The organism is Sphingomonas jaspsi DSM 18422, assembly GCF_000585415.1.
Taxonomy (GTDB): domain Bacteria; phylum Pseudomonadota; class Alphaproteobacteria; order Sphingomonadales; family Sphingomonadaceae; genus Sphingomicrobium; species Sphingomicrobium jaspsi.
Genome location: NZ_KK073876.1, coordinates 611,082 through 637,199, shown reverse-complemented (window position 1 = coordinate 637,199; position 26,118 = coordinate 611,082). Strand labels below are relative to the sequence as shown.

The 26,118-nt window shown below is 64.8% G+C and carries 31 protein-coding genes and 1 tRNA gene; 21 read left to right on the top strand and 11 right to left on the bottom strand.

Going from position 1 to position 26,118, the window contains the following annotated elements; translation table 11 throughout:
* Window positions 1–32: 32 nt before the first annotated feature.
* Window positions 33–338 (bottom strand): hypothetical protein, encoded by a 306-nt coding sequence (locus G570_RS03230; RefSeq protein ID WP_037499084.1) that lies wholly within the window; start codon window positions 336–338, stop codon window positions 33–35.
* A 167-nt stretch (window positions 339–505) separates the two neighbouring features.
* On the opposite strand from G570_RS03230, the gene rpmB reads away from it, so the two are divergent.
* Window positions 506–790: a 50S ribosomal protein L28 gene (rpmB, locus tag G570_RS03225; RefSeq protein ID WP_037499083.1), complete on the top strand. Its 285-nt coding sequence runs from the start codon at window positions 506–508 to the stop codon at window positions 788–790.
* Window positions 791–852: 62 nt separating this feature from the next.
* Here the strand turns inward: rpmB and G570_RS03220 are convergent, their stop codons facing one another.
* From G570_RS03220 to G570_RS03205, 4 genes are all read right to left on the bottom strand, one after another.
* On the bottom strand, window positions 853–1,701 hold the full coding sequence (locus tag G570_RS03220; protein ID WP_169731724.1) for an esterase-like activity of phytase family protein: 849 nt from the start codon (window positions 1,699–1,701) through the stop codon (window positions 853–855).
* Between the two features lie 259 nt (window positions 1,702–1,960).
* Window positions 1,961–3,787, bottom strand: coding sequence for a cobaltochelatase subunit CobT (gene cobT / locus G570_RS03215; RefSeq protein WP_037499079.1), 1,827 nt, complete (start codon window positions 3,785–3,787; stop codon window positions 1,961–1,963).
* 3 nt (window positions 3,788–3,790) lie between these two features.
* Entirely contained in the window at window positions 3,791–4,795 is a 1,005-nt protein-coding gene (gene cobS / locus G570_RS03210) for a cobaltochelatase subunit CobS (RefSeq protein ID WP_037499078.1), read from the bottom strand.
* Window positions 4,796–4,827: 32 nt separating this feature from the next.
* Window positions 4,828–5,478: a winged helix-turn-helix transcriptional regulator gene (locus tag G570_RS03205; RefSeq protein WP_245600251.1), complete on the bottom strand. Its 651-nt coding sequence runs from the start codon at window positions 5,476–5,478 to the stop codon at window positions 4,828–4,830.
* 99 nt (window positions 5,479–5,577) lie between these two features.
* On the opposite strand from G570_RS03205, the gene G570_RS03200 reads away from it, so the two are divergent.
* The 7 genes from G570_RS03200 to G570_RS03170 are packed head-to-tail and all read left to right on the top strand — an operon-like array spanning window position 5,578 to window position 9,784.
* On the top strand, window positions 5,578–6,015 hold the full coding sequence (locus G570_RS03200) for a VOC family protein (RefSeq protein ID WP_037499073.1): 438 nt from the start codon (window positions 5,578–5,580) through the stop codon (window positions 6,013–6,015).
* A gap of 12 nt (window positions 6,016–6,027) precedes the next feature.
* A complete protein-coding gene (locus tag G570_RS03195) occupies window positions 6,028–6,387 on the top strand; it encodes a DUF1428 domain-containing protein (RefSeq protein ID WP_037499070.1) in 360 nt (119 codons plus the stop codon).
* A 2-nt stretch (window positions 6,388–6,389) separates the two neighbouring features.
* On the top strand, window positions 6,390–7,175 hold the full coding sequence (locus tag G570_RS03190; RefSeq protein ID WP_037499068.1) for a VOC family protein: 786 nt from the start codon (window positions 6,390–6,392) through the stop codon (window positions 7,173–7,175).
* Between the two features lie 10 nt (window positions 7,176–7,185).
* Window positions 7,186–7,680: a VOC family protein gene (locus tag G570_RS03185; RefSeq protein WP_037499065.1), complete on the top strand. Its 495-nt coding sequence runs from the start codon at window positions 7,186–7,188 to the stop codon at window positions 7,678–7,680.
* Window positions 7,673–8,338 carry a dihydrofolate reductase family protein gene (locus G570_RS03180; RefSeq protein WP_037499063.1) on the top strand — a complete coding sequence of 222 codons (666 nt, stop codon included), beginning with the start codon at window positions 7,673–7,675 and terminating at the stop codon, window positions 8,336–8,338. The genes G570_RS03185 and G570_RS03180 overlap by 8 nt, the downstream gene beginning before the upstream one ends.
* Complete coding sequence (locus G570_RS03175) at window positions 8,335–9,012, top strand: glutathione S-transferase family protein (protein WP_037503598.1); 678 nt, start codon at window positions 8,335–8,337, stop codon at window positions 9,010–9,012. Before G570_RS03180 ends, G570_RS03175 begins: the two co-directional genes overlap by 4 nt.
* A 49-nt stretch (window positions 9,013–9,061) precedes the next feature.
* The gene (locus G570_RS03170; RefSeq protein WP_037499060.1) at window positions 9,062–9,784 is read left to right on the top strand and encodes an SIMPL domain-containing protein; all 723 of its coding nucleotides are present in this window, start codon (window positions 9,062–9,064) and stop codon (window positions 9,782–9,784) included.
* Window position 9,785: 1 nt separating this feature from the next.
* Here G570_RS03170 and G570_RS03165 read toward each other — a convergent pair whose 3' ends face one another.
* Together G570_RS03165 and G570_RS13050 are read right to left on the bottom strand one after the other, a co-directional pair.
* Entirely contained in the window at window positions 9,786–10,352 is a 567-nt protein-coding gene (locus G570_RS03165) for a J domain-containing protein (protein ID WP_037499058.1), read from the bottom strand.
* The gene (locus G570_RS13050) at window positions 10,349–10,873 is read right to left on the bottom strand and encodes a hypothetical protein (protein ID WP_051503988.1); all 525 of its coding nucleotides are present in this window, start codon (window positions 10,871–10,873) and stop codon (window positions 10,349–10,351) included. The genes G570_RS03165 and G570_RS13050 overlap by 4 nt, the downstream gene beginning before the upstream one ends.
* A gap of 24 nt (window positions 10,874–10,897) precedes the next feature.
* On the opposite strand from G570_RS13050, the gene G570_RS03155 reads away from it, so the two are divergent.
* On the top strand, window positions 10,898–11,182 hold the full coding sequence (locus G570_RS03155) for a BolA family protein (protein ID WP_037499055.1): 285 nt from the start codon (window positions 10,898–10,900) through the stop codon (window positions 11,180–11,182).
* 2 nt (window positions 11,183–11,184) lie between these two features.
* Window positions 11,185–12,066 carry a pirin family protein gene (locus G570_RS03150; RefSeq protein WP_037499054.1) on the top strand — a complete coding sequence of 294 codons (882 nt, stop codon included), beginning with the start codon at window positions 11,185–11,187 and terminating at the stop codon, window positions 12,064–12,066.
* On the opposite strand, the gene G570_RS03145 is transcribed toward G570_RS03150, so the two are convergent.
* Complete coding sequence (locus G570_RS03145) at window positions 12,057–12,785, bottom strand: aspartate/glutamate racemase family protein (protein ID WP_037499051.1); 729 nt, start codon at window positions 12,783–12,785, stop codon at window positions 12,057–12,059. The genes G570_RS03150 and G570_RS03145 overlap by 10 nt on opposite strands.
* Window positions 12,786–12,823: 38 nt before the next feature.
* Between G570_RS03145 and G570_RS03140 the strand changes: the two genes are divergently transcribed.
* Together G570_RS03140 and nusB are read left to right on the top strand one after the other, a co-directional pair.
* Window positions 12,824–13,714, top strand: coding sequence for an alpha/beta fold hydrolase (locus G570_RS03140; protein WP_037499049.1), 891 nt, complete (start codon window positions 12,824–12,826; stop codon window positions 13,712–13,714).
* A gap of 21 nt (window positions 13,715–13,735) precedes the next feature.
* The gene (nusB, locus tag G570_RS03135; RefSeq protein WP_037499046.1) at window positions 13,736–14,182 is read left to right on the top strand and encodes a transcription antitermination factor NusB; all 447 of its coding nucleotides are present in this window, start codon (window positions 13,736–13,738) and stop codon (window positions 14,180–14,182) included.
* Here nusB and G570_RS03130 read toward each other — a convergent pair.
* The gene (locus G570_RS03130; RefSeq protein ID WP_051503987.1) at window positions 14,179–15,138 is read right to left on the bottom strand and encodes an alpha/beta hydrolase; all 960 of its coding nucleotides are present in this window, start codon (window positions 15,136–15,138) and stop codon (window positions 14,179–14,181) included. The two genes, nusB and G570_RS03130, sit on opposite strands and share 4 nt — an antisense overlap.
* A 60-nt stretch (window positions 15,139–15,198) precedes the next feature.
* On the opposite strand from G570_RS03130, the gene thiL reads away from it, so the two are divergent.
* The 9 genes from thiL to nhaA all read left to right on the top strand — a co-directional run bounded on the left by thiL (window position 15,199) and on the right by nhaA (window position 23,893).
* Window positions 15,199–16,137 (top strand): thiamine-phosphate kinase, encoded by a 939-nt coding sequence (gene thiL, locus G570_RS03125; protein WP_037499043.1) that lies wholly within the window; start codon window positions 15,199–15,201, stop codon window positions 16,135–16,137.
* 190 nt (window positions 16,138–16,327) lie between these two features.
* The gene (locus G570_RS03120) at window positions 16,328–18,433 is read left to right on the top strand and encodes a sodium-translocating pyrophosphatase (RefSeq protein ID WP_037499040.1); all 2,106 of its coding nucleotides are present in this window, start codon (window positions 16,328–16,330) and stop codon (window positions 18,431–18,433) included.
* Between the two features lie 129 nt (window positions 18,434–18,562).
* On the top strand, window positions 18,563–20,524 hold the full coding sequence (locus tag G570_RS03115; RefSeq protein ID WP_037499037.1) for an alpha/beta hydrolase family protein: 1,962 nt from the start codon (window positions 18,563–18,565) through the stop codon (window positions 20,522–20,524).
* Window positions 20,525–20,622: 98 nt separating this feature from the next.
* Window positions 20,623–20,868: a translation initiation factor IF-1 gene (infA, locus tag G570_RS03110; RefSeq protein ID WP_037499034.1), complete on the top strand. Its 246-nt coding sequence runs from the start codon at window positions 20,623–20,625 to the stop codon at window positions 20,866–20,868.
* A complete protein-coding gene (locus G570_RS03105; RefSeq protein ID WP_037499031.1) occupies window positions 20,869–21,441 on the top strand; it encodes a Maf family protein in 573 nt (190 codons plus the stop codon). It begins immediately after the preceding gene.
* On the top strand, window positions 21,428–22,348 hold the full coding sequence (locus G570_RS03100) for a hypothetical protein (protein WP_051503986.1): 921 nt from the start codon (window positions 21,428–21,430) through the stop codon (window positions 22,346–22,348). The genes G570_RS03105 and G570_RS03100 overlap by 14 nt, the downstream gene beginning before the upstream one ends.
* Entirely contained in the window at window positions 22,338–22,517 is a 180-nt protein-coding gene (locus tag G570_RS03095) for a DNA gyrase inhibitor YacG (protein ID WP_037499028.1), read from the top strand. Before G570_RS03100 ends, G570_RS03095 begins: the two co-directional genes overlap by 11 nt.
* 42 nt (window positions 22,518–22,559) lie before the next feature.
* Window positions 22,560–22,635: transfer RNA gene (locus tag G570_RS03090), tRNA-Phe, on the top strand.
* Between the two features lie 43 nt (window positions 22,636–22,678).
* Window positions 22,679–23,893 (top strand): Na+/H+ antiporter NhaA, encoded by a 1,215-nt coding sequence (nhaA, locus tag G570_RS03085; RefSeq protein ID WP_051503985.1) that lies wholly within the window; start codon window positions 22,679–22,681, stop codon window positions 23,891–23,893.
* Here the strand turns inward: nhaA and G570_RS03080 are convergent.
* Entirely contained in the window at window positions 23,878–25,188 is a 1,311-nt protein-coding gene (locus G570_RS03080; RefSeq protein ID WP_051503984.1) for a DUF389 domain-containing protein, read from the bottom strand. The two genes, nhaA and G570_RS03080, sit on opposite strands and share 16 nt — an antisense overlap.
* Complete coding sequence (locus G570_RS03075) at window positions 25,188–26,117, bottom strand: electron transfer flavoprotein subunit alpha/FixB family protein (protein WP_037499025.1); 930 nt, start codon at window positions 26,115–26,117, stop codon at window positions 25,188–25,190. Before G570_RS03075 ends, G570_RS03080 begins: the two co-directional genes overlap by 1 nt.
* Window position 26,118: the final 1 nt, after the last annotated feature.

The window sequence follows — 26,118 nt, the reverse complement described above, 5'->3', positions numbered from 1 at the left end:
GCGCAGCACGACGACGACGTCATCCGGCAGGATCAGGGCTTGGCGGGGGCGTCGGCCGGCTTGTTGACCTCGACCGTCGGAACCTTGACCGTCGCCTGACCCTTGGTGACTTCGACCTGGGGAACGACGACATTGGCTTCGCGCGTCCCGACGCCAACGGTGCCGGTTTCGACGTCGAAGGCCGGTGCCTGCCCGGGTTCGGCGCGAATCACGCCGTTCTCCGCCGTGACCGTCGGAGTCGTGGCAGGCTGGGTCTGGGTGATGTTGATCAGCCCAAACTGGATGGCAGCGATCAAGCCGATCACCGCAACGATCAGCAGAACGAAGATGGCACGCATGCGACTGCTCCCCTAAGATGTGCCCAGCCAACGCCCGAAGTCGCGCCAAGGTTTCCCGCGCGTGAGCGGAAAGCGGCGCCGAAAGGTTGACGTATTGGTCCTGTGACGGTATCGGGCGGCGCTTTCCGGGCGCTTCGGCGTCCAACCTTCAGATTAGGATGTGACCGATGTCGCGCGTTTGCGAGCTGACCGGCAAGGGCCGGCAGGTGGGTAACAACGTTTCCCACGCCAACAACAAGACCAAGCGCACGTTCCTGCCGAACCTGCAGAACGTGACGCTGATGAGCGAATCGCTTGAAAAGAGCGTGAAGCTTCGCGTGTCGACCCACGGCCTGCGTTCGGTCGAGCATGTCGGCGGCCTCGACAACTGGCTCGTGAAGACGAGCGAAGACAAGCTGTCGCCGAAGGCGGCAAAGCTGAAGCGCGAACTCGCCAAGAAGGCTGCGAAGTAACCGTCCGGGGGACGGTTATGAGAGCAGCCTGAAGTTTTGTGAGTTTCAGACAGCGCCCGGCCTCACAGCCGGGCGTTTTCTTGTGTCAGCGGCAGGTCGAGTGCGATCAGCAGCGTGCGCGCGAAGATGCGGTGGCCGTCGTCGCTGATCAGCCAGAAGCGCAGGCCGTCGGATTGCTGCGCGATCGCCAACCCCTCCAGATTGTCCGACCAGCCCTTGGGCACCGGCGTCACACTGCCCACTGCAAATGCGCCGTTTCGCTCCGCCAGCGGGGCGAGGGCATTTTCAAACCCGCGCATCCCGAATCGCCTCAGCAAAAGCCAGGTCGCGCCGTCCGGCGCCATCGCTGCGTCGGCGACTTCCCACCCGCCGGTCTCTAGCGGGCGGCCGATCCAGCGTCCGCCCGAGAGCGTCAACACCTCGTCCCCTGCCTGCGAGAACACGACGATTTGGCCGTCGCGCCGGAGAATAGCTTCCGCGCCGCCATTGTTCGCCCATGGACGATCGATCGGGGCAAGCTGGTAGCTGTGCGCGAAATCGCGGTCGTAGCGCCACAGCGAATGGCGCTGCTCGAACGCCACCAGCCAGCCGCCCTGTCCGTCGGTCGTGACTGCCTCAGCGTCGCGGTGGATTTTATACCCGAACCGGCCGGGCCCGTCGCGAAGGTCGGCGAATGCGGCCGCTTGCGCCGCTCCGTTCGGGGCATCCAACCGGACGGCAGCGCCAAGATCGCTGATCGCGCGCAGCCCCTCGCCGTCGATGGCGAGGCCGGAAATGCCGCGCAGGCGGCGGTCGGGCGATTCGAGACTCCATGCCCCGGCGAGGCGGAAGGGACTTGGCGGGTCACCGACCTCGACGGGGGTCGCGACAATGGGCCGAGCAGCTGTGGGCAACGGCGCGATCGATGGCATGCCGTGGATCCGTCCAAATGCCAGCAATGTCGCCAAGCCGACAGACAAGCCATTGAAAATGCGTGATTTCATGAACATTCGCTGCACGACCTATTCAGCCTCGTTCAACTGCGAATCGGCCATAAGCGCATCCATGGACGGAGGTTTCCCCCTTTTCCCTTCGTCAGCACGTCGTGAGGCGGACCGAATCCCTCCTGTTGCGTACAGAGGGGGGCCCGGAGTGCGTATCACTCCGGGCCCATCCGCCCGACGAACTCTCTCATTTCTGGTCAAATAGGCCTGCGAGCTGCTCGATCAGCGCGCCGCCCAACTGTTCGGCGTCCATGATCGTCACCGCGCGCGAATAGTATCGCGTCACATCGTGTCCGATTCCGATCGCAGACAATTCGACGCTGGAGCGCGATTCGATCCAGCCGATGACCTGACGAAGATGCTTTTCCAGATAGGTCCCGCCATTGGCCGACGCGGTTGAATCGTCGACCGGCGCCCCGTCGCTAATGACCAGCAGGATTCTTCGCTCCTCAGGACGCGCGATCAGCCGGTTGTGCGCCCATAGCAGCGCTTCACCGTCGATATTTTCCTTCAGCAGCCCCTCGCGCATCATCAGGCCGAGGCTCTTTCGCGCGTGGCGATAGGGCTCATCCGCGCGCTTGTAGATGATATGGCGGAGGTCGTTGAGGCGACCAGGATGCGGCGGACGTCCTTCGCCGAGCCACGCCTCGCGGCTCTGCCCGCCCTTCCATCCGCGCGTCGTGAACCCGAGGATTTCGGTGGCGACCCCGCAGCGCTCCAGCGTCCGGGTCAGGATATCCGCGCAGGTCGCGGCGATGGAGATAGGTCGTCCGCGCATCGAGCCTGAATTGTCGATCAGCAGCCCGACGACGGTGTCCTTGAACTCGGTCTCGCGCTCGACCTTGTAGCTGAGCGAATGGCCCGGCGAGACGACCACGCGCGCCAGCCGGGCGGCGTCGAGGAGGCCTTCTTCCTGGTCGAAGTCCCAACTGCGCGCCTGCTGCGCCATCAGTCGCCGCTGCAGCCGGTTAGCAAGGCGCGTGACGACGCCGCCGAGGCTGGCCATCTGCTGGTCGAGATAGGCGCGCAGGCGTAGCAGCTCTTCCTCGTCACAGAGCTCGGCGGCGGTGACGATTTCGTCGAACTTGGTGGTGAAGGGCTTGTAATCGGTCGCGGGCTCGTCGGGCCAGTTGCGGCGCGAGGGGTTGGCGCGCGCCTGTTCGCCACCATCATCGGCGCTGGTGGCGTCGCCTTCCTCCATCTCGGCTTCGCTGTCGGCCTGTTCCTCCTCGCCGTCGTCTCGCTCGCTTTCTTCCGAACGCATCTCCATCTCGCCGCCCTGCGCGCCGCCGTCGGTCTCGGCGTCGTCCTGCTCGTCGGGGCCCTCGTCTTCGCCCTGGTCCTCGTCGCCGCCCTCTTCAGGCTCCTGCTCCGCATCCGATTCGGGATCGGCGAGCTCAAGATCCTCGAGCAGTCGGCGCGATAGGGTAGCGAAAGCGGCCTGGTCGTCGATCGACAGCGCCAGCGCGTCGAGCTCCGCACCCGCCTTATCCTCGATCCACGGCCGGATCAGGCCGAGACCCGGCGCCGCAGCCTCGGGCGGCGCTTCGCCCGTCAGCCGCTCGCGCGCCAGCAGCGCTACGGCGGTGGCCAGTGGGACTTCCTCGATCGTTCGGGCACGGGTGATGGCGTCGGTGCGGACTCGCGCCTCGACCAGCCGGTCGAGGTTCTCGCGCACCCCCGCCATGGTCCGCGATCCGAGCGCTTCGACCCGGGTCATTTCCAGCGCTTCGAATACCGCCCGGGCTTCATTATCCGCCAACGGCGCGCGGCTGGCGTGCAATCTTGGATCATGATGACGAAGCTTCAGCGCCAGCGAATCCGCGGCCCCACGCGCTTCGGCGACCAGACGTGGGTCCATGCCCATGCCGGGCGAGGCGACACGCGCAACCTTTCCGGCGGCGCCACTCCCTTCAGATGTGAACATGACCTCGGCCTCCGCGTCGCGCGCGATCGCACGGGTCGCCCCGGCTAGGACGGTTCGGAATTTTTCGAGGTTGGTCGGCTGGGCCATGCGTCAGGCCCGGTGGGCGATGCTCTCGGGCAGGTCGGTACCGAATACGCGCTGGTAATATTCGGCGATCAGCGGCCGCTCGCTCTCGTCGCACTTGTTGAGGAACGAGACGCGGAAGGCAAAGCCGACGTCGCCGAAGATCAGCGCATTCTGCGCCCAGCTGATGACCGTGCGCGGGCTCATGACGGTCGAAATGTCGCCGTTGATGAAACCCTGCCGCGACAGGTCGGCGACCTTGATCATCTTGTCGACCGTCGCCTTGCCGTCGGGCTGGTCATATTCGCCCGACTTGGCGAGGACGATCTGCGCCTCGGTCGCTGCCGGAAGATAGTTGAGCGTGGTGACGATGTTCCAGCGATCCATCTGCCCCTGGTTGAGCGCCTGCGTGCCATGATAAAGGCCGCTGGTGTCGCCGAGGCCGATGGTGTTGGTCGTCGCGAACAGGCGGAACCAGGGGTTCGGGCGGATCACCCGGTTCTGGTCGAGCAGCGTCAACTTGCCGTCGGTTTCCAGCACGCGCTGGATCACGAACATCACGTCCGGGCGGCCCGCATCATATTCGTCGAACACCAGTGCGACCGGGTGCTGCAGCGCCCAGGGCAGCAGGCCTTCGCGGAATTCTGTGACCTGCTGGCCGTCCTGCAGGACGATCGCGTCGCGGCCGATGAGGTCGATACGGCTGATGTGCGCGTCGAGGTTGATGCGGATGCACGGCCAGTTGAGGCGCGCCGCGACCTGTTCGATGTGGGTCGACTTGCCCGTGCCGTGGTAACCCTGGACCATGACGCGGCGGTTGCGCGCGAAGCCGGCCAAAATCGCCATCGTCGTATCCGGGTCGAACACATAGGCCGGGTCGAGGTCGGGCACCCGCTCGTCCGCCTCGCTGAATGCCGGGATTTCCAGATCGGTATCGATGCCGAAGGCGTCGCGCGCCTTCACCATCTTGTCCGGCGCGGAAAGGATCGTATCGGCGCGGCTGTCGAGCGTGACGTTGGGGATGTCGGTCATGAGACTCGCCTTAGGCGTTTAGGGGATTCGCCTCAAGAACGCGTCTCGCCAACTTTCGGGGGCAACGGGAACAGTGTCCGGAACTTTGCCGCCAGCGCCAGGTCGCCCGTCACCGTCATGATTTCCAGCGGCGCGCCACCATAGACGATGGCAGCCAAGGCGGACGGATTCCCGTCGAACAAAAGGTCCACGCCTGCGGTTTCGCCCTTCGCGACCTTGATCCGGCCCTTCTTCAGCCGGGCAACATAACGATCCTCGCCAAAGACGAAGCCGATGCGCGCGTCGATGCCCTTGGCCCGTTTCTCGTTGATCATGGTGCGGAACGACAACAGGATCGATACGCCGCTGATCGGAAGCGTCGGATCGTGATGCGGCGAGCGGGCGGCCCAGCGACCCAGCACCTGCACGATCGGCTCGGCTTCCAGTCCCCATTCGGTCGCTTCATAGACCTGGACGCTGGCCGGGGCGGGCAGGCGTTTCTTCACAACGAGTCCTCGCTCCTCCAGTTCGGCGAGCCGCTGGGTCAGCACGTTGGCGCTGATGCCCGGCAGATCTTCCTTCAGCTGCGAAAAGCGGCGCGGTCCCAGCATCAGTTCGCGAAGTACCAGCAACGCCCAGCGTTCACCGATCAACTCAAGCCCGTGCGCCGTGCCGCAGGCATCATCATACCGGCGCTTTGACACGGATCGTCCCGAACTAGTTATATTTTCTAACTCCATAGTTGCTATTTATGACTTAGAGGGTCACAAGACAAGACGAATCAGACGATTCGGGAGAGAAAAATGACCACTCCGCAGATGATTTTCGTGAACCTTCCGGTCAGCGACCTCGCCGCATCTCGACGTTTCTTGGAAGCCGTTGGTGCGCACAACGAGCCCAAGTTCACCGACGAGACAGCGGCCTGCATGGTCATTTCCGACAGCATCTTCTTCATGCTGCTGACCCACGACAAATATCGCCAGTTCACCAGCCTTCCGATCGCTGATGTCCGCAAGAACAGCGCCGGCCTGTTCTGCCTGTCGCGCGACAGCCGCGAAGCCGTCGATGCGACCATCGAAGCCGGTGTAGCGGCAGGCGGAACGGCCGACCCGGGTCCGGTGCAGGACTATGGCTTCATGTACGGCCGAAGCGTCCTCGATCCGGACGGCAATCACTTCGAGTTCATGTGGATGGACGCCGCGGCCGCGGAACAGGGTGCGGCGTCGTTCGAGCAGGCTTGAGGAGGCGTCGTCATGGCATATCTCGACGGTTTCGTTGTCCCGGTACCGAAGGACAAGAAGGACGAATATTTCGATCTCGCCCGCAAGATGGCAACCAAGTGCCGGTCGCTCGGTGCGATCGGCGGGCATGAGGCGTGGGGCGACGGGCTGGAAGAAGGCAAGGAAACCAGCTTCCCCCGTTCGGTCAAGGCGACGGCCGACGAGAACGTCGTGTTCGCCTACATCCTGTGGCCCGATAAGAAAACGCGCGACAAGGGCTGGGAAGCGCTGATGGCGGACCCGGACATGCAACCCGGCGCCCCTATGCCGTTCGATATGAAGCGCATGTTCTGGGGCGGCTTTACGCCCGAGGTCGACTACGAGGAGATTTGATCATGGCCGGAAGCTACATCTGGTACGAACTGGTGACGCCGGACGCCGACGCGGCCAAGAATTTCTACGACAGCGTCATCGGCTGGTCGATTTCGCCGCAGTCGGATTTCCCCAACGGCTATCGGATGATCGGCCGCTACGACGGCAAGTTCGCCGGAGGGGTGCTGCCACTGACCGAAGAAATGCGCGAGCATGGCGCACGGCCGATCTGGCTCGGTTACATTCACGACGACGACGTCGATGCCCGTGCCGAGGCGATCAAGGCCGATGGCGGCAAGGTCCATATGGAGCCGTTCGACATTCCCAATGTGGGGCGGGTGGCGATGGTCACCGACCCGGTCGGCGTCCCCTTCTACATCATGAAGCCGACCCCGCCCGCGGACCAGCCAGACGCCAAGAGCGACGTGTTCGATCCGCATGAGGCCCAGCATTTCCGCTGGAATGAACTGTCGACCACCGACCAGGACGGCGCGATCGCCTTCTTTGCCAAGCATTTCGGCTGGACCCAGGAAGGCGGCATGCCCATGGGCGAGATGGGCGACTATAAATTCGTCCAGGCCGACGGCGTCGGCATCGGCGGCATCATGCGCAAAGTGCCGGAAAGCCCGATGAGCGCATGGGTCCACTACATCGGCGTCGACGACATCGACCGGGCGGAGCAGGCCGTCGCCGACGGCGGGGGGCAGAAGATCGCTGCGCCGATGCCGATCCCCGGCGGCGAGTTCGCGATGATCGGGATCGACCCGCAGGGCGCGCTATTCGGCGTGGTTGGCCCGCGCAAAAGCTGAGGAGGTCAGAATGGGAACGCTTTCCAATTGCCTATGGTTCGACAAGGGCCAAGCGAGACGGGCGGCCGAATTCTACTCCGCCACTTTCCCCGACAGCCGTGTCGGCAGCGCGATGCGCGCGCCCGGTGACTATCCGGACGGCCATGAAGGCGACGAACTGACCGTCGAATTCACGGTGCTAGGCCGCGACTTCATCGGCCTCAACGGCGGCCCGGCGTTCAAGCCCAATATGGCAGTGAGTTTCATGGTCATCACCGAAAGCCAGGAGGAAACCGACCGCTATTGGAACGCAATCACCGGAAACGGCGGGCAGGCGATGGATTGCGGCTGGTGCACCGATCGCTGGGGCTTTGCCTGGCAGATCACCCCGAAGATCCTGCTGGAAGGCAACACGAACCCCGACCCCGTCGTCGCCAAGCGCGTGTTCGACGCCATGATAACCATGCAGAAGATCGATCATGCCACGATCGAGGCGGCCATCGCGGGAGAGCCCGCGGATGCGTAAGATTGTCGGCACCGTATTTCAGTCGCTCGACGGCGTAATGCAGGCGCCGGGTGGTCCAAGTGAAGATCCGACGGACGGGTTTGCGCTGGGTGGCTGGCAGTTCGGCTTTCCCGACGAAGAGGCCGGTGCAGCAATCGGCCCGAGCCTGATGCCGCCCTATTCGCTGCTGCTTGGTCGCCGCACCTACGATATATTCGCCTCCTACTGGCCTTATCACGACGGCCAAGACAAGGAGATCGCAGACGATTTCAACGCCGCCGAGAAGTTTGTGATGACGCGTCACGACGCTCCGCTCGACTGGGCGGGAAGCCGCCGCGTTTCGGGGTTCGACGCGCTCGCCGAGATCAAGCAAGGCGACGGCCCCGACCTGCAGATCTGGGGCAGCAGCACGCTTTATCCGGGCCTGATCGAGCGCGGCATGCTGGACCGGTTGACGATCCTCACCTACCCGGTCGTCCTCGGCAGCGGGAAACGCACCTTTGCCCCCGGCTCTCCGCCAACAACGCTCCGGTTCGAAAGCGGCAAGACCACCTCCAGGGGTACGGCAGTTGCCGTCTTCGTCCCTGAACTCTGCGTGGCGACCGGCGAGTCTCCTGCGGCAAAGGCAAACGCGCACGAAGCCAAGCGCCAGCAGGCGATTGCGGAGGGCAAGTGGTGACGCTCACGCTGCACGGCCATCTCTTTTCGTCTTACACGTGGAAGGCGCTGATCCCGCTCTACGCAAACAACACGCCCTTCACCTTCGCGCCGATGGCCAGTGACCGGCCGCTGTGCGAACAATTCCCCGGAAAGACGCATCCCGGCGGCCACATTCCCGTGCTGGTCGACGGTGACACGGTCGTGGTCGAGGCGACAAGCATCGTCGAGCATCTGGCCGTACACCACCCCGGCCCCGCCCCGCTGATCCCGGAAGACCCGGCAGCCGCCGTCGTCGCCCGCATGATGGACCGCGTGTTCGACCATTATGTGATGGGCAATATGCAGCGCGTGGTGTCGGCATATTTCATAGATCGCGACCACCCCGAACTCGGGCTTCGCGAGCAGCCGGTCGAAGCGGAGGTTGCCGGTGGAAAGGCGCGGCTGCGACAGGCCTACGACTGGATCGAGGGCTGGCTGGGTCAGAACGAACTTCCACCGCATGTGTCCTTGGTCACCTGTGCGGCCGCGCCGTCGCTCTTCTATGCGGACTGGATCGAACCGATCGGGCCGGCGCGTCCGCGACTATCCGCATTGCGGGCGGAATTGCTGGACTTGCCGCCGGTTTCGCGGTGCGTGGAGGATGCGAGACCGTTCCGCGCCTACTTCCCGGTGGGGGCGCCCAACCGCGATTGACAGACTCATGTAACAATGTAACATCTGAGCCTACCTTGGAGGGCTTTCGATGCGTTTTCCCGTCCTGTTTCTCGCTCTTCCGCTTGTCGCCTGCGGCCAGTCGGCTCCCGATCCCCGCGGTGTCGATCGTGATGAAACCCTGTTGACCGTGTCGGCCACCGGTCGCGCCGAAACGCGGCCTGACGAAGCGCGCTTTTCGCTCGGCGTGACCACACTGGCCGGGTCGGCGGCGGAAGCGAGCCAGCTCAACAACAGCAAGATGCAGGCAGTCACCGCCGCGCTCACCCAGTTCGGGATCAAGCCCGACGACCTGCAAACCAGCAGCCTCACCCTCAATCGCATCGATTACGGCAAGGATCGTGGCCGGTACCAGGCCAACAACACCGTGACCGTCCGCCTGAAACAGCTCGACCGCGCCAGCGATGCCGTGCTCGCCGCGACCCAGGCTGGCGCCAACCTGCTGTCGGGGCCGTCGCTGCGGGTGGCCGATGCCGAAAAGGCCAGCCTTTCGGCCTACGCCGCGGCCTACAAGGCCGCACGCTCACGCGCCGATGCCTATGCGCAGGCGGCTGGCCTCAAGGTCGACCGCATCCTGGCAATTCGCGATGGCGGCCAAGCCGGCGGTGAGCCCCAGCCGATGGATAGCGCGATCCAGACCTTCAATGCGCCGCCGCCGATCGCCCAGGTCGCTGCGCCCCCGCCGCCGCCGTTCAATCCGGGGGTCAACAGCAGCACGGTGGCGGTGCGGGTGGACTTCGCCCTGTCGAAATAGCTCAGGCGAAGGCGCGCGCGATCTTCAGTGTCTGCCAGGCCTCGATCACCTGGCCCAGCTTCTTTTCATGACGACGGTCGCCGCCATTGCGGTCCGGGTGATAGCGCCGCACCAAATCGGAATAGCGCCGCCGGACGCTATGGAGGTCGGTATCGTCCTTCAGTCCGAGCACGCCCAGTGCATGGCGCTCGGCACCGGAAAAGCGCTCGACCGCCTGCCGTTTTGCGGTCGGCCGGAAGCGGGCGGAAATGGCGTCGAGCGGGTCGGAAAAGTCGCCCCATGAAGGCATCGGGTCGCCGCCGTTGGAGGCGAAAGCGCGAGTTTGTCGTTCCCACCCCGCCGTCGGCGATTGCGCCGCTTCGATCTCGTCCGGCGTCATTCCGGCGAAGAAGTTATAGGCGCTGTTGAACTGGCGCACATGGTCGAGACACAGCCAGCGAAACGAACCGGGGCCGTCGAACGAGGACGGTGTCACCGGCGCGCGGAACTCGCCCGGCTCGCTGCAGCCGGGGACCGAACAGCAAGCGGCCGCTCCCTCGACGCGGCCATGGAAGCGGGTCTGCCTCATATCCCGCTCCCCCACGCAAGGGGCATCGACCCGCCCTGCGGCAGTTCTGCCCAGCCCGCGGCAAAGTCGGCGATGCCGCGGCGAATACGCTCGACCTGCGCCGGCCCTAGATCGACCGGGGCGACGTTGGACTGCTCGCAACCTGATCGCGCCATCGCGACGATGCCTGCCGGATCGCCGCTGCCGCCGCTCCAGTGATCGGCTTCGAACGCCTCGACGATTCGCTCCACCTGGATGGCGGCCACGAAATCGGCTGCAGGGATATCCGCCCGCTTGGCGCTAGCATGACCCGACGCCTTGGCAAGGTCGGCGATCGCTTCCGGGTGGTGCCCCGCAGCAACCAGGCCCCAGAATGCATTGTCGCATCCCAATTCGCGTTCGACGAAATAATGGACGGCATCGTGCGGTACCGGGCCTTTGGCGGGCAGGAAGCTTTCCGCGGTACTGCCGTCGTCGCGCAGCACGCGGATGACCGCGCCCTTGGCCGCCTTCACCAGTTCGATATTCATCTTCGCGCTCATGATTAGCCCCACTATATAGGCGCGATGAGCCTTTCTTCCACCGGTCCGGTCGCCGCCGAAATGATCCGCCGCCTCGAGGCCGCGCTAAACCCCACGACGCTCGACCTTGAAAACCAGAGCCACCACCATGTCGGCCACGCCGGGCATGACGGCAGCGGGGAGAGCCATTTCGCGCTGACCATCGCCAGCCCCTTATTCGAGGGACAGAACCGGGTGCAGCGGCAACGCGCCATCTATGCTGCGCTGGGCGAGCTGATGGTCGACAAGGTCCACGCCCTCAGCATTAAAGCGCTCGCTCCGGGAGAATAGCTATGGACGTCATCGTTCCCGTCACCCACGACCTTGGCGACTTCAAGGTCCGCCGCACCCTGCCGGCGAAGACGCGGACGATGGTCGGGCCCTTCATCTTCGTCGACCAGTTCGGCCCGGCCAAGCTGCCCGCCGGTCACGGCATGGATGTCAGGCCACACCCGCACATCAACCTCGCGACCGTCACATACCTGTTCGAAGGCGCGATCCAGCATCGCGACAGCCTTGGCAGCGACGTGGTCATCGAGCCGGGCGCGATCAACCTGATGACGGCGGGAACGGGCATCGTCCATTCGGAGCGGTCGCCTGCTATTACGCGTCCGGACGGTCCCGTCTTCTACGGGATGCAGACCTGGCTCGCGCTGCCCGACGGCAAGGAAGAGATCGACCCGGCGTTCGAACATGTCGGATCGGACGGCCTGCCGTTGGTGGAGGGCGAAGGCGTATCGGCGCGAGTGCTGATGGGTACGCTATGGGGCCAGACCGCAGGCGTTACCCAGCATAGCGCGACCATCTACGCCGACATCATCCTCGACGCCGGTGCGTCGATCCCGATCGACGCCGATGCCGACGAGCGAGCGGTACTGGTGACTGAAGGCGACGCCAGCCTCGACGGACAGTCGCTCGAACCGTTCACGCTCTACATTCTAGCGCCGGGCCAGGGGATGACTCTGCGTGCATCCGCACCGACGCGGGCGATGCTGCTGGGGGGCGAAGCCTTTGCGACCAAGCGCCATGTCTGGTGGAATTTCGTCAGCTCGAGCCGCGATCGGATCAACCAGGCCAAGGAGGACTGGAAGGCCAGGCGCTTCCCGCTGGTACCGGGCGACACCGAAGAGTTCATCCCGATTCCCGAAGTGCCGAAAACCGTCAGCTACCTTTGAGCGCGCCCGCCGCGCCAATTGGGCAGCGGCCTGTCGCCGAGCGCCACGTCGACCGCAGCCTTCGCCAGTAGCCGCGTCGAATCGAGCACCGGTAGCGAGCTGTTGTCGTCATTAAGGATGAGCGGGATTTCGGTGCAGACAAGCGCCACCGCATCGCAGCCGTCGATCCGCAGAGCCTCTACCGCCGCCTGGAAGATCGCGATCGAGTCTGTCAGGAACTCGCCCATGCACAGTTCGTCCATGATGATGCGGTGCAGTTCCTTGCGCGTCGTCGCATCGGGCACGGCCCATTCCATCCCGTGAAACGCGAGCGCTCGGGGATAGACCGGGCCCTCCATCGTCCAGTTGGTGCCGAGGATGCCGACCTTGCGATAGCCGCGATCGGAAGCCGCCGAGGCGACGACCTCGCCGATGTGGAGACCGGGAATCGCGAGCGGCGGCCCTTCTTCCTCCAACGCGATGTGGGCGGTGTTGTCCGGCATCACGAAAAAGTCGGCACTGGCGCGCGCCAGCCGCTCGACCACCGCCGCTGTTCCTGCCCGGAGCGCGTCGTAGTTCTTGGCATCCCAATCGTCGATCGTCTCGGCCATGCTGAGCCCGGCCATGGTGATCAGCGGATGGCGATGCTCGCCAAGCCGCCGCATCGCTTCAAACGCAGCCTCCCGATAGCAGAGGAGCGCGCCTTCAAGGCTGTATTGCAGGATTCCGATATGATGCATGACTGGACATTCGGCGCGGCAGGCGGGAAGCACAAGCCATGATCGAGCAACGGAAGGTCGCGCTGTCGACCGGCATCGCCATGAACGTCGCCACCGCCGGACCCGCCGACGGACCGCCGGCAATTTTCGTCCATGGCTTCCCCGAAAGCCATCGGACGTGGCGCGGGCTGGTGCCGCTGCTGTCGGACAAGGTGCGGATGATCATGCCCGATCTGCGTGGGTTCGGCGCGACCGACAAGCCGCACGACGTCGCCGACTATGCCACCGACACGCTGGTCGCCGACCTGTTCGCACTGGCTGATGCCATACGCGCGGAGCGCTTCGCACTGGTCGGCCACGACTGGGGCGGCGCGATCGCCTGGGCCTCGGCGCTGCGCGGTTCTCCGAGGATCGAACGACTGGCGATCGTCAACTCGCCACATCCGCTGATCTTCCAGAAAAGCCTGATCGAGGATCCCGCCCAGCGCGCGGCGAGCCAATATATGAATGCCTTCCGCAACCCGGCGATGGAGGCGGGGATTGCGCGGATGGGCATGGAGGCATTCTTCGACAAAAGCTTCACACCGCATGTCGACCTGGCCAGCATCTCCGCGGAAGAACGACAGGGCTACATCGACGACTGGAGCCAGCCCGGCGCGATGACCGCGATGCTCAACTGGTACCGCGCCAGCCGCATCGTCGTCCCGGGGCCGGACGAAGCGGCGAGCATGCCCGACTGGGTCACGAACGGTGTTCCCAAGCTCAATATCCCGGTTCGCATCGTCTGGGGCTTGGACGACAAGGCGCTGCTGCCAATCCAGCTTGAAGGCATCGGCGAGGTTGGCGACGATGTAGAGGTATTCCCGTTGCCCGACGTCGGCCATTTCGCTCCGTGGCAGGCACCCGATCAGGTCGCAGCGGCGCTGCGCCCCTTCCTCATCGGCCAATGAATCGCTAAGGGGCGCCGCATCATGACTCGCTCGATCTCGCGCTCCGCCGCCCGGCTTGCCGCCGTGCAGGCGCTCTACCAGCAGGACATGGAAGGCACGCCGACGGCCAAGCTGATCCATGAATTCCACGATCACCGCCTCGGCGCGACGATCGAGGATGCCACCTATGCCGAGGCCGAACAGAGCTTTTTCGACGACCTCGTCACCGGCGCGCTGGCGCGGATCGAAGAGATCGACGCGCTGATCGGCGACAACCTTGCCGATGGCTGGACGCTGCCGCGCCTCGACAAGCCGATGAAAGCGATCCTGCGTGTGGGCGCCTATGAATTGCTCGCCCGCCGCGACGTGCCGCTGGCGACGGTCATCAGCGAATATGTCGACGTCGCCGACGCCTTTTACGACAAGCGCGAAAAGGGCTTCGTCAACGGCCTGCTCGACAGCATCGGCAAGGCCGCGCGTCCGGCTTAAGGGTCCTTGCGATCGAGGAACGCGAGCGGGATATCGACCCGCTGCGCCCACGCCGTCTCATTATGCTCCGCCCCGGCGAAAGTGCGGAAGCTGAACGACGGCCCGGTCCAGCCCCGCGCCTTCAGCACAGCGACCAGCTTTTCCGAATAGGGCCCGTAGGTGCCGTCGAGCGTGCCGGTCCCATGATCAATGTAGAGGCGATTGATGCCCGGTCGTATCCGGCTGGTCGCCAGATATTTGCGGAACGCCTCCGCCGCATTCACCGACACCCTGGCATGGTCAGTGTCCTTGTCGGTCGGGCTGCCAAGCGCGACGTGCATCGACACGCAGGCCGCCTGTCCGAATATTTCGGGATATTCGGCCATGGCGTAAAAGCTCATCAGACCGCCCATCGACGAGCCCATCACCGCCGTATCGTCGCGGCCCGGCAAGGTGCGGAAACTGCGATCGACCCGGGGCTTCACCACCCTGACCAGGAAACGCAGATAATCGTCGCCGGCCAGCGGACCTTTGGGATCGCCGCTGTCGAGCGTCTTCACCCGCTGCTGGAAGTCGGCCGGCAGATATTGGAAAAGCTTGGTGGGAAACAGCGTATCGTAGCGCGACTTGGGGCTCTGCACCCCGACCACGATCCAGTCGCGCAGGTCGCCCTGCGCCACCATCCGCGGGATTGCTTCGTCGATCCCCCATTCCTGGTTGAACTTGGTCAGGTCCTTGTCGAACAGGTTCTGACCGTCGTGCATGTAAAGCACCGGATAGCGCTTGCCCTTGACCCTGCCGTAACCGGGCGGGGTCCAGACCCAGACCGTCATCCGGCCGGCCGCACCGCCATCCATGTCCTGCCACGCGATCACATGACCGGCGCTGATCGTCGGCATCATGTGCGAAGGGTCGTCGGTCGTCGCAAGTGCAGGCGCTGCGACGATCAGGGCGATGGCGAACAGGGGGGCTTTCATCGGCGGGGCCTCATCGGTCTATAGTGGCGCAATGTTCAGCACCGCGGCGCGTCCTTTGCAATGAGCCAGAGCGAACTGGCCTTTATCGAGCGGCTGCGAGCGCTCGCCACCCATCCTGCTGCTCGCGGGTTGAACGACGACGCGGCCGTGCTCGGCGATCTCGTCATCACGCACGACAGCATTGCCGAGGGCGTCCACTTCCTAAAGGACGATCCGCCAGCATCGGTCGGCTGGAAGCTGGTTACGGTCAACCTCAGCGATCTCGCCGCAAAGGGCGCGACGCCGGTCGCAGCCCTGATGAGCATGACGCTGGCCGGCGCGGACTGGAACGAGGCGTTCCTCGGCGGGGTCGCGGCGGCGTGCGAGGCCTATGGCCTGGCGCTGATCGGCGGCGACACCATTTCGCTCCCCCTCGACGCGCCGCGCGTTTTCGGCCTGACGGCGATCGGCCGATCCGAGGCGGAGCCGCCGTCGCGGGCGGGCGGCAAGCCCGGCGATGCCTTGTGGCTGGTCGGCAATATCGGCGACGGCGTGGCGGGCCTGATGGCGCTGACCGGCGATCCGCGCTGCGAGGGGCCACTGGTCGAGGCCTATCGACGACCCGTCCCGCAACTCGCGGCAGGGCGAGCCATCGCGCCTCATGCCCATGCGATGATGGATGTCTCCGACGGCCTGTTGCTCGACCTGATGCGGCTGATGCGGGCAAGTGGTTGCGCCGCCACGATCGACCTAGACGCCATCCCGCTGTCGCGTGCGTTCATCGCCGATCATGGCCAGGCCCGCGCGACCCGCCTGTTTGCGGCGACAGGCGGCGACGATTATGCGCTGCTGGCGGCACTGCCGGCCGATTTCGACCCAGTCTTAAGCCTTTCTTTACCTTCCGGGACGATTCTTGCTCGCATCGGGTCGCTGACCGACGGCGGAGTTTTGACGCTCCACGATGCCGACGGAGAGGTGCCGTTGCCGGAGCATCTGGGTTATGAACATCGCCATGCTTAGCACCCGCCAGTGGGTCATCGCCGTCCTTGGGGTGGCGTCCGGCATGGCGACCGCGCTGCTCATTCACTAAGCCCTTCTATCGAGCGGGTTGCCACCGCCCAAAAGCCCGTTACACCTTCCACCCGCACTTCAAACGCCGCGACCGGTAACAGCCGGCGCGTCTTCAGGGTCGAATGGGGGTTTTTCCAACATGAACTTGGTCTTAGTTGCGATCGCCTGCGGCGTCGTCGCGCTGCTTTACGGCATCCTTACCAGCCAGCAGGTGCTGCGCGCCTCGCCCGGCAACCAGCGCATGGTCGAAGTGGCCGGCGCCATCCAGGAAGGCGCTTCCGCCTATCTGCGCCGCCAGTACACCACCATTGCCATCGTCGGCGTGGTCGTTGCCATCGTCGTTTTCCTGTTCCTTGGCCCCATTTCGGCCGCCGGCTTCGTGCTCGGGTCGATCCTGTCGGGTGTCGCGGGCTTTATCGGGATGAACATCTCGGTGCGCTCGAACGTGCGCACCGCGCAGGCTGCCAGCGAAGGCTTGCAGCAGGGCCTCACCCTCGCCTTCCGCGCCGGTGCCATCACCGGCCTCCTCGTGGCCGGCCTCGCGCTGCTCGCGATCGCGGTCTTCTACTGGTATCTCACCGGCCCGGGCGGCTACACCGTCGGCGGTGAAGACCGCACCGTGGTCGACGGCCTCGTCGCCCTCGCCTTCGGCGCTTCGCTGATCTCGATCTTCGCGCGTCTCGGCGGCGGCATCTTCACCAAGGCCGCCGACGTCGGCGCCGACCTGGTCGGCAAGGTCGAAGCCGGAATCCCGGAAGACGACCCCCGCAACCCGGCCGTCATCGCCGACAACGTCGGCGACAATGTCGGCGACTGCGCCGGCATGGCCGCCGACCTGTTCGAAACCTATGTCGTCACCGTCGGCGCCACCATGGTGCTGACTGCGCTCCTCATGAAGGGCGTCGGCGATCTGCTGCCCAACCTGATGGCGCTGCCGCTGCTGATCGGCGGCGCATGCATCCTGACCTCGATCGTCGGCACATTCTTCGTGAAGCTCGGCGGCGGCACCAACGTCATGGGCGCCATGTACAAGGGCTTTCTGGTCAGCGCGGTGCTGGCGGTGCCGGCCATCTGGTTCGCGACCAGCTATGCGCTCGGCGGAATGGAAACCGACCTCCCGGGCGTGACCTTCAATGGCCGCGAGCTGTTTTACTGCGCGCTGCTCGGGCTGGTAATCACTGGCCTCATCATCTGGATCACCGAATATTACACCGGCACCAATTACCGCCCTGTCCGTTCGATCGCCAAAGCGTCGGAAACGGGTCATGGCACCAACGTCATCCAGGGTCTGGCGATCAGCCTTGAATCGACCGCGCTGCCGACCCTGGTGATCGTCGCCGGCATCATCATCGCCTACCAGCTCGCGGGCCTGATCGGCATCGCCTACGGTGCGACCGCGATGCTGGCACTGGCGGGCATGGTCGTTGCGCTCGACGCCTACGGACCGGTCACCGACAATGCCGGCGGCATCGCCGAAATGGCGGGGCTCGACGACAGCGTTCGTGAAAAGACCGACCTGCTCGACGCGGTCGGGAACACCACCAAGGCGGTGACCAAGGGCTATGCCATCGGCTCGGCCGGCCTTGCCGCGCTGGTGCTGTTCGCCGCCTACACCACCGACCTCAAGGAATTCTTCCCGAACCTTCAGGTCAACTTCAGCCTGGAAAACCCGTACGTCATCGTCGGCCTGCTGCTGGGTGCGTTGCTGCCCTATCTGTTCGGCGCGATGGGCATGACAGCGGTCGGCCGCGCGGCCGGCGACGTGGTCAAGGACGTGCGCGAACAGTTCCGCGACAATCCGGGTATCATGGATGGCTCGTCGCGGCCGAACTATGCCCGCACGGTCGACCTCGTCACCAAGGCAGCGATCAAGGAAATGATCATCCCGTCGCTGCTGCCGGTGCTCGCGCCGATCGTGGTGTACTTCGTGATCAGCGCGGTCGCGGGACAAGCCGAAGGCTTCGCGGCCTTGGGCGCCCTGCTCCTCGGCGTCATCGTCGGCGGCCTGTTTGTCGCCATCTCGATGACCTCGGGCGGCGGCGCGTGGGACAATGCCAAGAAGTATATCGAAGACGGCAACTATGGCGGCAAGGGCAGCGAAGCCCACAAGGCCGCGGTCACCGGCGACACGGTGGGCGACCCGTACAAGGATACGGCGGGCCCAGCGGTGAACCCGATGATCAAGATCACCAACATCGTCGCGCTGCTGTTGCTGGCGGCGCTGGCCGGCCACGCGGCGATGTAACGCCGCAACACCGGCCCGAAAACCGCAAAGGCTCGTCGCGCTAAGGCGCGGCGGGCCTTTGTCTTTGGGTTGAACCCAACGCCGCGACCGATAGACTTGCCCTCGCCGAATAGGGATGAGGGGGACAAAATGAAATTCTGTTGGAGCGCACTGTTGCTTGCCGGCTGCGCCATCAGCGCGAACGCCCAGGCGCCGTCGTCGCAGGCACCGGCAACGCCAATTCCGGTTGCGACCTTCGCGCAGTTTCCAGCCCTGTCGGGCGCCAAGCTGAGCAAGGACGGCCAGCTGATCGCGGCCAAGCTGCGCGTCGGCGACGAAAAGGTGCTGGGTATCATCGACCTGGCGCAGCCCAACGCCAAGCCCAACCTCGTCGCCCGCGACGGCGAATTCATGGGCTATGGCCAGAAGCGGGTGATCGACTGGAGCTGGTTCGACGACCAGAACCTCATCATCACCCTCGCCGAATATACGGCCATCGACGGCGACAAGACCGACGTCCTGCGCCTCATCAACTACAACGCCCGCACCAAGAAGGTGACGCTGCTGGGTTGGGACGACAGTTTCCTGTCGGCGAACAACATCCTGTGGCGCAGCCACGAAGGCCGGCCGCGGATCCTTCTTTCGCGCTTCCGCGCCGGCAAGGGCTATGAGCGGCTGTTCAATCCCGAAGTGATCGAGGTCGACCTCGAAACCGGCAAGCAGACCATCGTCCAGCAACGCAATCCGGTTGTCGGCGCGTGGGAAGCCGACGGCAACGGCGTCGTCCGGCTTGGCTTCGGAACCGACCGCGAGAAAGGCAAGCGCACCGTCCTGTACCGCAAGGACGCGTCGTCGCCGTTCAAGACGATCATCGACGAAAAGATGGAACGCTACAGCGACGGCAACGTCGTCCCGAGCATCTTCCTCGCTGACGGCAAGACCGGCATCGCGACCAGCCGCAGCGACGGCTACAGCGCCGCCTTCGAAATCGACCTCGACACGATGAAGCTCGGCAAGAAGATCTTCTCGGTGCCGGGCTACGACATCGACGCGGTGCTTCCGAACGAGGCCGACAATGCGATCGAGGCCATCGCCTGGACCGACACCAAGGCGCGGCGGAAATATTTCACGCCGCGGCTGGCCGAAATCCAGGCCGGGCTGGACGATCTGTTCGGCAAGGGCAATGCCTACATCGCTTCCGCCGACCGGGCCCGCGAGCGGATTCTCGTGATGGTCGGCTCGTCGCGGCAGCGCGGCAGCTACTACCTCTACGACACCCGCACCGGCCAGGTGCAGATGGTGGGTTATCTCAACAACAGCCTGAAGGATATGGACCTCAATCCGGTCCAGACCGTCCGCTACAAGGCTCGCGACGGGCAATCGATCGAGGCGTTCCTGACCTTACCCCGGCTCAAGCCGGCCAAGGCGCTGCCGCTGATCGTGCTTCCGCATGGGGGACCTTGGGCGCGCGATGAGGAGGGCTTCGACCGCTGGGCGCAGCCATTGGCCGAACTCGGTTATGCGGTGATCCAGCCAAACTATCGCGGGTCGAGCGGCTACGGCAAGGCATGGGAAAAGCTGGCGGACGGCAACTGGGGCGCGTCGATGCAGGACGACCTGCTCGATGCCATCACCTATCTTGCCGGCCAGGGCATCGCCGATCCCAAGCGGGTCTGCATCATGGGCTGGTCCTATGGCGGCTATGCGGCGTCGCGCGCCGCCCAGCGCGACGGCAAATATTATCGCTGCGCGATCAGCGGCGCAGGCGTCCACGACCTTCCCGACATGGTCGCCTATGACAAGAATTACCTTGGCGCCTATGGCGCGACCTACATCGGGTCGGCGGGCCGACTGGCCGACATCAGCCCCGCGCGCCACGCGGCGGAATTTTCGATCCCGATCCTGATCGTCCATGGCGCCAAGGACGACCGCGTTCCCGTTTCGCAGTCGCGCGACCTGGTGAAAAAGCTGAAGGACGCTGGCAAGGTCGAGGGCAAGGATTTCGTCTACCTTGAGCAGCCAAAGAACACGCACCATTTCCCGTTCGAAAAGGACGAGGTGCAGTTCATCGAGGCAGTCCGCGACTTCCTCGCCAAGCATAATCCGGCCTGATCGGAAGGCGGGCGGACCGACAATGGTCCGCCCGCCTTTATTTTGCGCCGCATCGCCGCTAAAGGGCTGCGACCAAACTTAAAGACTTGAAGGATTGCATGGCCAAGGAAGAACTTCTCGAGATGCGCGGACGGGTGGTGGAACTGCTGCCCAATGCGATGTTCCGCGTCGAGCTGGAGAATGGTCACGAAATCCTCGGCCACACCGCGGGCAAGATGCGCAAGAACCGCATTCGCGTCCTCACCGGTGACGAAGTGCTGGTCGAACTGACGCCCTACGACCTTACCAAGGGTCGCATCACCTACCGCTTCATGCCCGGCCGCGAGCGCCCGCCGGGATACTAAGTGAAGCTGGTCCTCGCCTCGGCGAGCCCCCGACGTCTCGACCTCCTCGCCCGCATCGGCGTCACGCCGGATGCGGTCGACCCGGCCGACATCGACGAGAGCGTGCCCAAGGGCGAACTGCCGAAATCGCATGCGCTGCGGTTGGCCGTGGAGAAGGCGGCAGCGACCGTCGCTCGTCATCCTGACGCACTGGTGCTTGCCGCCGACACGGTGGTGGCGGTCGGTCGTCGCATCCTGCCCAAGGTCGAGGACGAAGCGACCCTGCGCGAATGCATGAACCTGCTAAGCGGACGTCGCCATCGAGTGCTTACGGGCGTTGCACTTCGGCTACCGGACGGGAACATGCGAAGCCGGGTCGTCGAAACGACGATCACGATGAAGCGGCTGAGCGCGGAAGAAATCGACTATTATGCCGGTCATGGCGAGTGGCGCGGCAAGGCGGGCGGCTATGCCCTTCAGGGCTATGGCGAAGTCTATGTCCGCCACATCGCCGGCAGCTATTCCAACGTCGTCGGCCTGCCGCTTGCCGAAACGCGGCACCTGCTGAAAAGCGCAGGCTATGACCTTGCCTGAATGGCGGGTCGAGCGCGGGATTGGCGAAAGCCGCTTCGCGCTGATCGAAGACGGCGAGATCGTCGAAGCGCGCATCCTGCGCGATGGCATCGTTCCAGCCGGCAGCATCCTCGAGGCCAGGCTGACCAAAGCGGGAAGACCTGCGCTGGCTGCTGTATCCGGCACCGAATATCTGCTGCCGAAGGGCGCGGCGGGCGTCATCGAAGGGGCGACGCTGGCGATCGAGGTCACGCGCGAATCGCTGGGCGGCGCTGAGGACTGGAAACGGCCGCTGGCGAAGGTAGCCGATGGAAATGCTGTTGCCGCCCTGCCGCCGGCCATCGACGCATCGTCCGGCGAAATGGACGATGCCGGATGGCAGGACCTCATCAGCGATGCGCGCGACGGCATCGTTGCCTTTCCTGGCGGCGAGCTGCGCGTTTTCCTGACGCCGGCAATGACCCTGATCGACGTCGACGGGACCCTGCCCACGGCAAAACTGGCGCAGGCGTCGGCAAAGGCGGCAGCGCGTGCGATCCGCAGGCACGGTATCGCCGGGTCGATCGGCATCGACTTTCCGACCGTGGCGGGCAAGGCCGAGCGGCAAGCGATCGCAGACGCGTTCGATACTGCGCTGCCCCAGCCCTTCGAGCGAACGGCGGTGAACGGTTTCGGTTTTATGCAGATCGTGCGGCCAAGACGGCATGCCTCGCTGTTCGAATTGGCGGCGGATCGGCCTACGTTCGAAGCGCTGAACCTTTTGCGCACGGCGTCGTCCAGCGTCGGCCAGACCCGGCTCCGAGCGCACCCTGCGGTGCTGGGCGCGATTCAGCCCGAGTGGGTCGACGCGCTGGCCGCTCGCGTCGGCGGCGAAGTCAGCTTGCATCCCGACCCGACGCTCGCCATGTGGCAAGCCTATGCCGAATAAGCCGAAAGATTGCCCGCTGTGCGGGAAGATACCCGCGCCCGAATATGCGCCCTTCTGCAGCCGCGGATGCAAGGATCGCGACCTGTTGAAGTGGCTTGGCGATGGATATGCCATTCCCGGTCCGCCCGCCGATCCGGAAGGGCTGGACATGGGCGAAGGCGACCGCTAGACGGCCCTTCGCTCGCGGGGCCGACCGGCCCTTTGACGGTGCGCCCAGGTAGCTCAGTTGGTAGAGCATGCGACTGAAAATCGCAGTGTCGGCGGTTCGATCCCGTCCCTGGGCACCATCCCTTCCCTAGACCCGTCCGACGCCAGCCGCTAGCAAGCGGCATGGCATCCGACACCCTGGCCCAGCAACAAATGGAAAAGCGCGCCGGGATCGTGCTGATCGCGGCCGCGGCGCTGGCGCTGATCGTCGCGAACAGCCCTGTGGCCAACACTTACCACCATCTGCTGGAATGGAAGGTCGGCCCGGTCATGCCGCGGTTCGGCCAGATGTCGGTCCACTACTGGATCGCCGACGGGTTGATGGCGATCTTCTTCCTGCTGGTCGGCCTGGAGGTCAAACGCGAATGGTATGACGGTCGTCTGTCGACCCCGGCCGAACGGCGCCTGCCGTTTATCGCCGCTGCGGCAGGGATGGCGTTGCCGGCCGCCATCTATCTGTTGGTCGCCGGGCACGAACCGGGGCTCGTGAACGGCTGGGCCATTCCGGCTGCAACCGACATCGCCTTTGCGATCGGCGTCCTGGCCATCCTGGGGCGCCATGCGCCGCCATCGATCAAGCTGCTGCTCGTCACCATCGCCATCGTCGACGACATCGGCGCAGTGGCGATCATCGCCTTGTTCTACACGGCGGCGCTGGACGTATGGATGCTGGCCGGCGCGCTGGGCGTGATCCTGGCCATGGCGGCCATGACCCAGTTCGGAGTCCGCCGACTATGGCCGTACCTGCTTGGCTTCGCGGTCGCGTGGTACCTCATGCTGGGCAGCGGCGTGCATGCGACCATCGCGGGCGTGCTGGCCGCGCTCACCATCCCCCTCGGACGTGGGGAAGCCCGTTCATCGCTCAAGCGACTGGAACATGCGATCCACCCGTGGGTCATGTTCGCTATCGTCCCCATCTTCGGCTTTGCGTCAGCGGGCGTCGCCCTGGATGTGGGGCTGCACGCATTGGGCGATCCGCTTCCGCTGGCGACGCTGCTGGGGCTGTTTGTCGGCAAGCAGCTCGGCATCTTCGGCGCCATCTGGCTGGCCGTAAAAGGCGGCCTCGCGCCCAAACCGGCCTGCACCAGCTGGCGCCAGCTTTACGGCGCATCGATTCTGTGCGGGATCGGTTTCACCATGAGCCTCTTCATCGGTGCGCTCGCCTTCCCCGACGCGGCCTTGCTGGTCGACGAGGCGAAGATCGGGATCCTTACCGGGTCCGTCCTGTCAGCGCTGGTCGGCTTCGCGGTGCTGCGGTTCGCCCCTGTGATTAGCGTGGCAGACGAAGAGTTCGACGAGGCCGCCGAAATCTTCGGGTCTGATCAACCGGACGATTGAAGCTTAGTTTCCGACGTTTCGGCCTGCGGTTTTGGTGGCGGCACCCATGGCGAGCCGTCGAGAAGGATGACCCACTGCGGAAATCGTTCTGCAATCTGGCTAAGCGTGTCGACTGACGGCTGTTGATCCTGGACGGAAAAAATGGCCGCGCGCTTCAGGCGTGAATCGATCGTCAGTCGGCCTGCGTCCGTCCCATCGACCCCAGCCAATGCCTTGGCGATGTCGTCTGCCTCACGCCGTTCTGCTGCCCACGCCGCCAATTCCGCCGCATTCCTGCTCTGTCGCTCAACCGCCGCAGCGCTAGCGGCCGAAAGCTGGATGATCGAAACGTCGGCCGACGCGATTTGACCGCTTCGGCGCAACGCGTTGGCCAATTGCTCCTCCCTACCCACGACGTAACGGTCGGCGATTATCACTGCGTCGACACGGACACGGTCGGCGTCGACCGTTGTCGAAATCCTGCTGATGGTGCCGTTCGGCCCGACCATTGCCTGAAGTTCTGTCTGGGCAAGCCGCTCGATCCTCGCCTGCTCGACGATCCGCCGCAGGCCGCCGGACAAGGGGACGGCGACCAGCCCGATCGCCGTCAGGATGGTGACCGTCTGCACTAGCGTCTGCTGGGGCGTCAGCATGGGCCGGAACCGGCTTATGATCGCCACCGCCGCCGCAGCCGCAACGATCGCAGCGGTATTAGTGAAGAACAGGAGTGCCGCGCCGCTGGCCACCTCGCCCATCCCCATGACGAAGCCGTAGCCCACCGTCGCCAGCGGCGGCACCAGTGCCGTGGCGATAGCCACGCCGACCATTACCGTGGCCTTGCGGGTGACGATGGAAAAGACGCCGGCGATTCCACCGACCAGCGCCACACCCAGGTCCAGCAGCGTCGGGCTGGTGCGGGCCGCCAGTTCGTCGGTCAGGCTTTTGACTGGCGTCAGCCAGACGATGACCGCCGACACGACGATTGCGACGAACGCGCCCACGACCAATGTTTGGGCGCCGCGTCGCAGCAAATGACTTTCGAACACCGCAAGTCCAAAACCGATCGCCATGATCGGGCCCATGAGCGGCGACACCAGCATCGCGCCGATCACAACGGCGGTGCTGTTTTGCAATAAGCCCAGTGTGGCGATGGCGGCCGATAGGGCCATCAGCCCGGCAAAGGACCAGTCCAATCGCGCGCTGCGTGCAACGTCGGCAAGGGTCAGGGCTCGCCACGCCGGGCGTTCGTTCGCCTTGGCGCGCGCCTTTGCTTCTGTGCTGGGGGCGTCCGGGCCGTGGAGGTCCGGACCCGCCATTACAGCTTTTCGGTCAACTCGGGCACGATCTTGAAAAGGTCGCCAACCAGGCCGATGTCCGCGACCTGGAAGATCGGGGCTTCTTCGTCCTTGTTGATGGCGATGATGGTCTTCGAATCCTTCATGCCCGCAAGATGCTGGATCGCGCCCGAGATGCCGACCGCCAGATAGACTTCCGGCGCGACGATCTTGCCGGTCTGGCCAACCTGATAGTCGTTCGGAGCATAGCCCGCGTCGACCGCAGCGCGCGAGGCGCCGACTGCGGCACCGAGCTTGTCGGCGAGCGGATCGATCAACCGGTGGAATTCTTCCGAGCTGCCGAGCGCGCGGCCGCCCGAGACGATGACCTTGGCGCTGGTCAGTTCGGGACGTTCCGATTTCGACAATTCGGCGCCGACGAAGCTCGACTTGCCCGACGATCCGCCGGCATCGATATTCTCGACGCTGCCCGAACCGCCCGAAGCGGCGGCCTTTTCGAACGAGGTGCCGCGAACGGTGATGACCTTCTTCGCGTCCTTCGACTTGACCGTGGCGATTGCGTTGCCGGCGTAAATCGGGCGGGTAAAGGTGTCTTCGCCTTCGACCGACAGGATGTCGCTGATCTGCATGACATCGAGGTGCGCGGCGACGCGCGGCGCGATGTTCTTGCCGTAGGTGGTGGCGGGCGCGAGGAAGGCGTCATGGTCGGCCATCAGCGCGGCGGCGACCGGCGCGACGTCTTCGGCCAGCTGGTGCTCAAGGTGTGCACCGTCGGCAACGTGAACCTTGCCGACGCCCGCGATCTGCGCGGCGGCACTAGCGACCGCACCGACGCCCGATCCGGCGACGAGGAGATGGACTTCACCGAGCTTCGAGGCAGCGGTGACGGTGGCGAGGGTCGCGTCCTTGATGGCCGCGCCGTCATGTTCGACGAGAACGAGCGTCTTCATG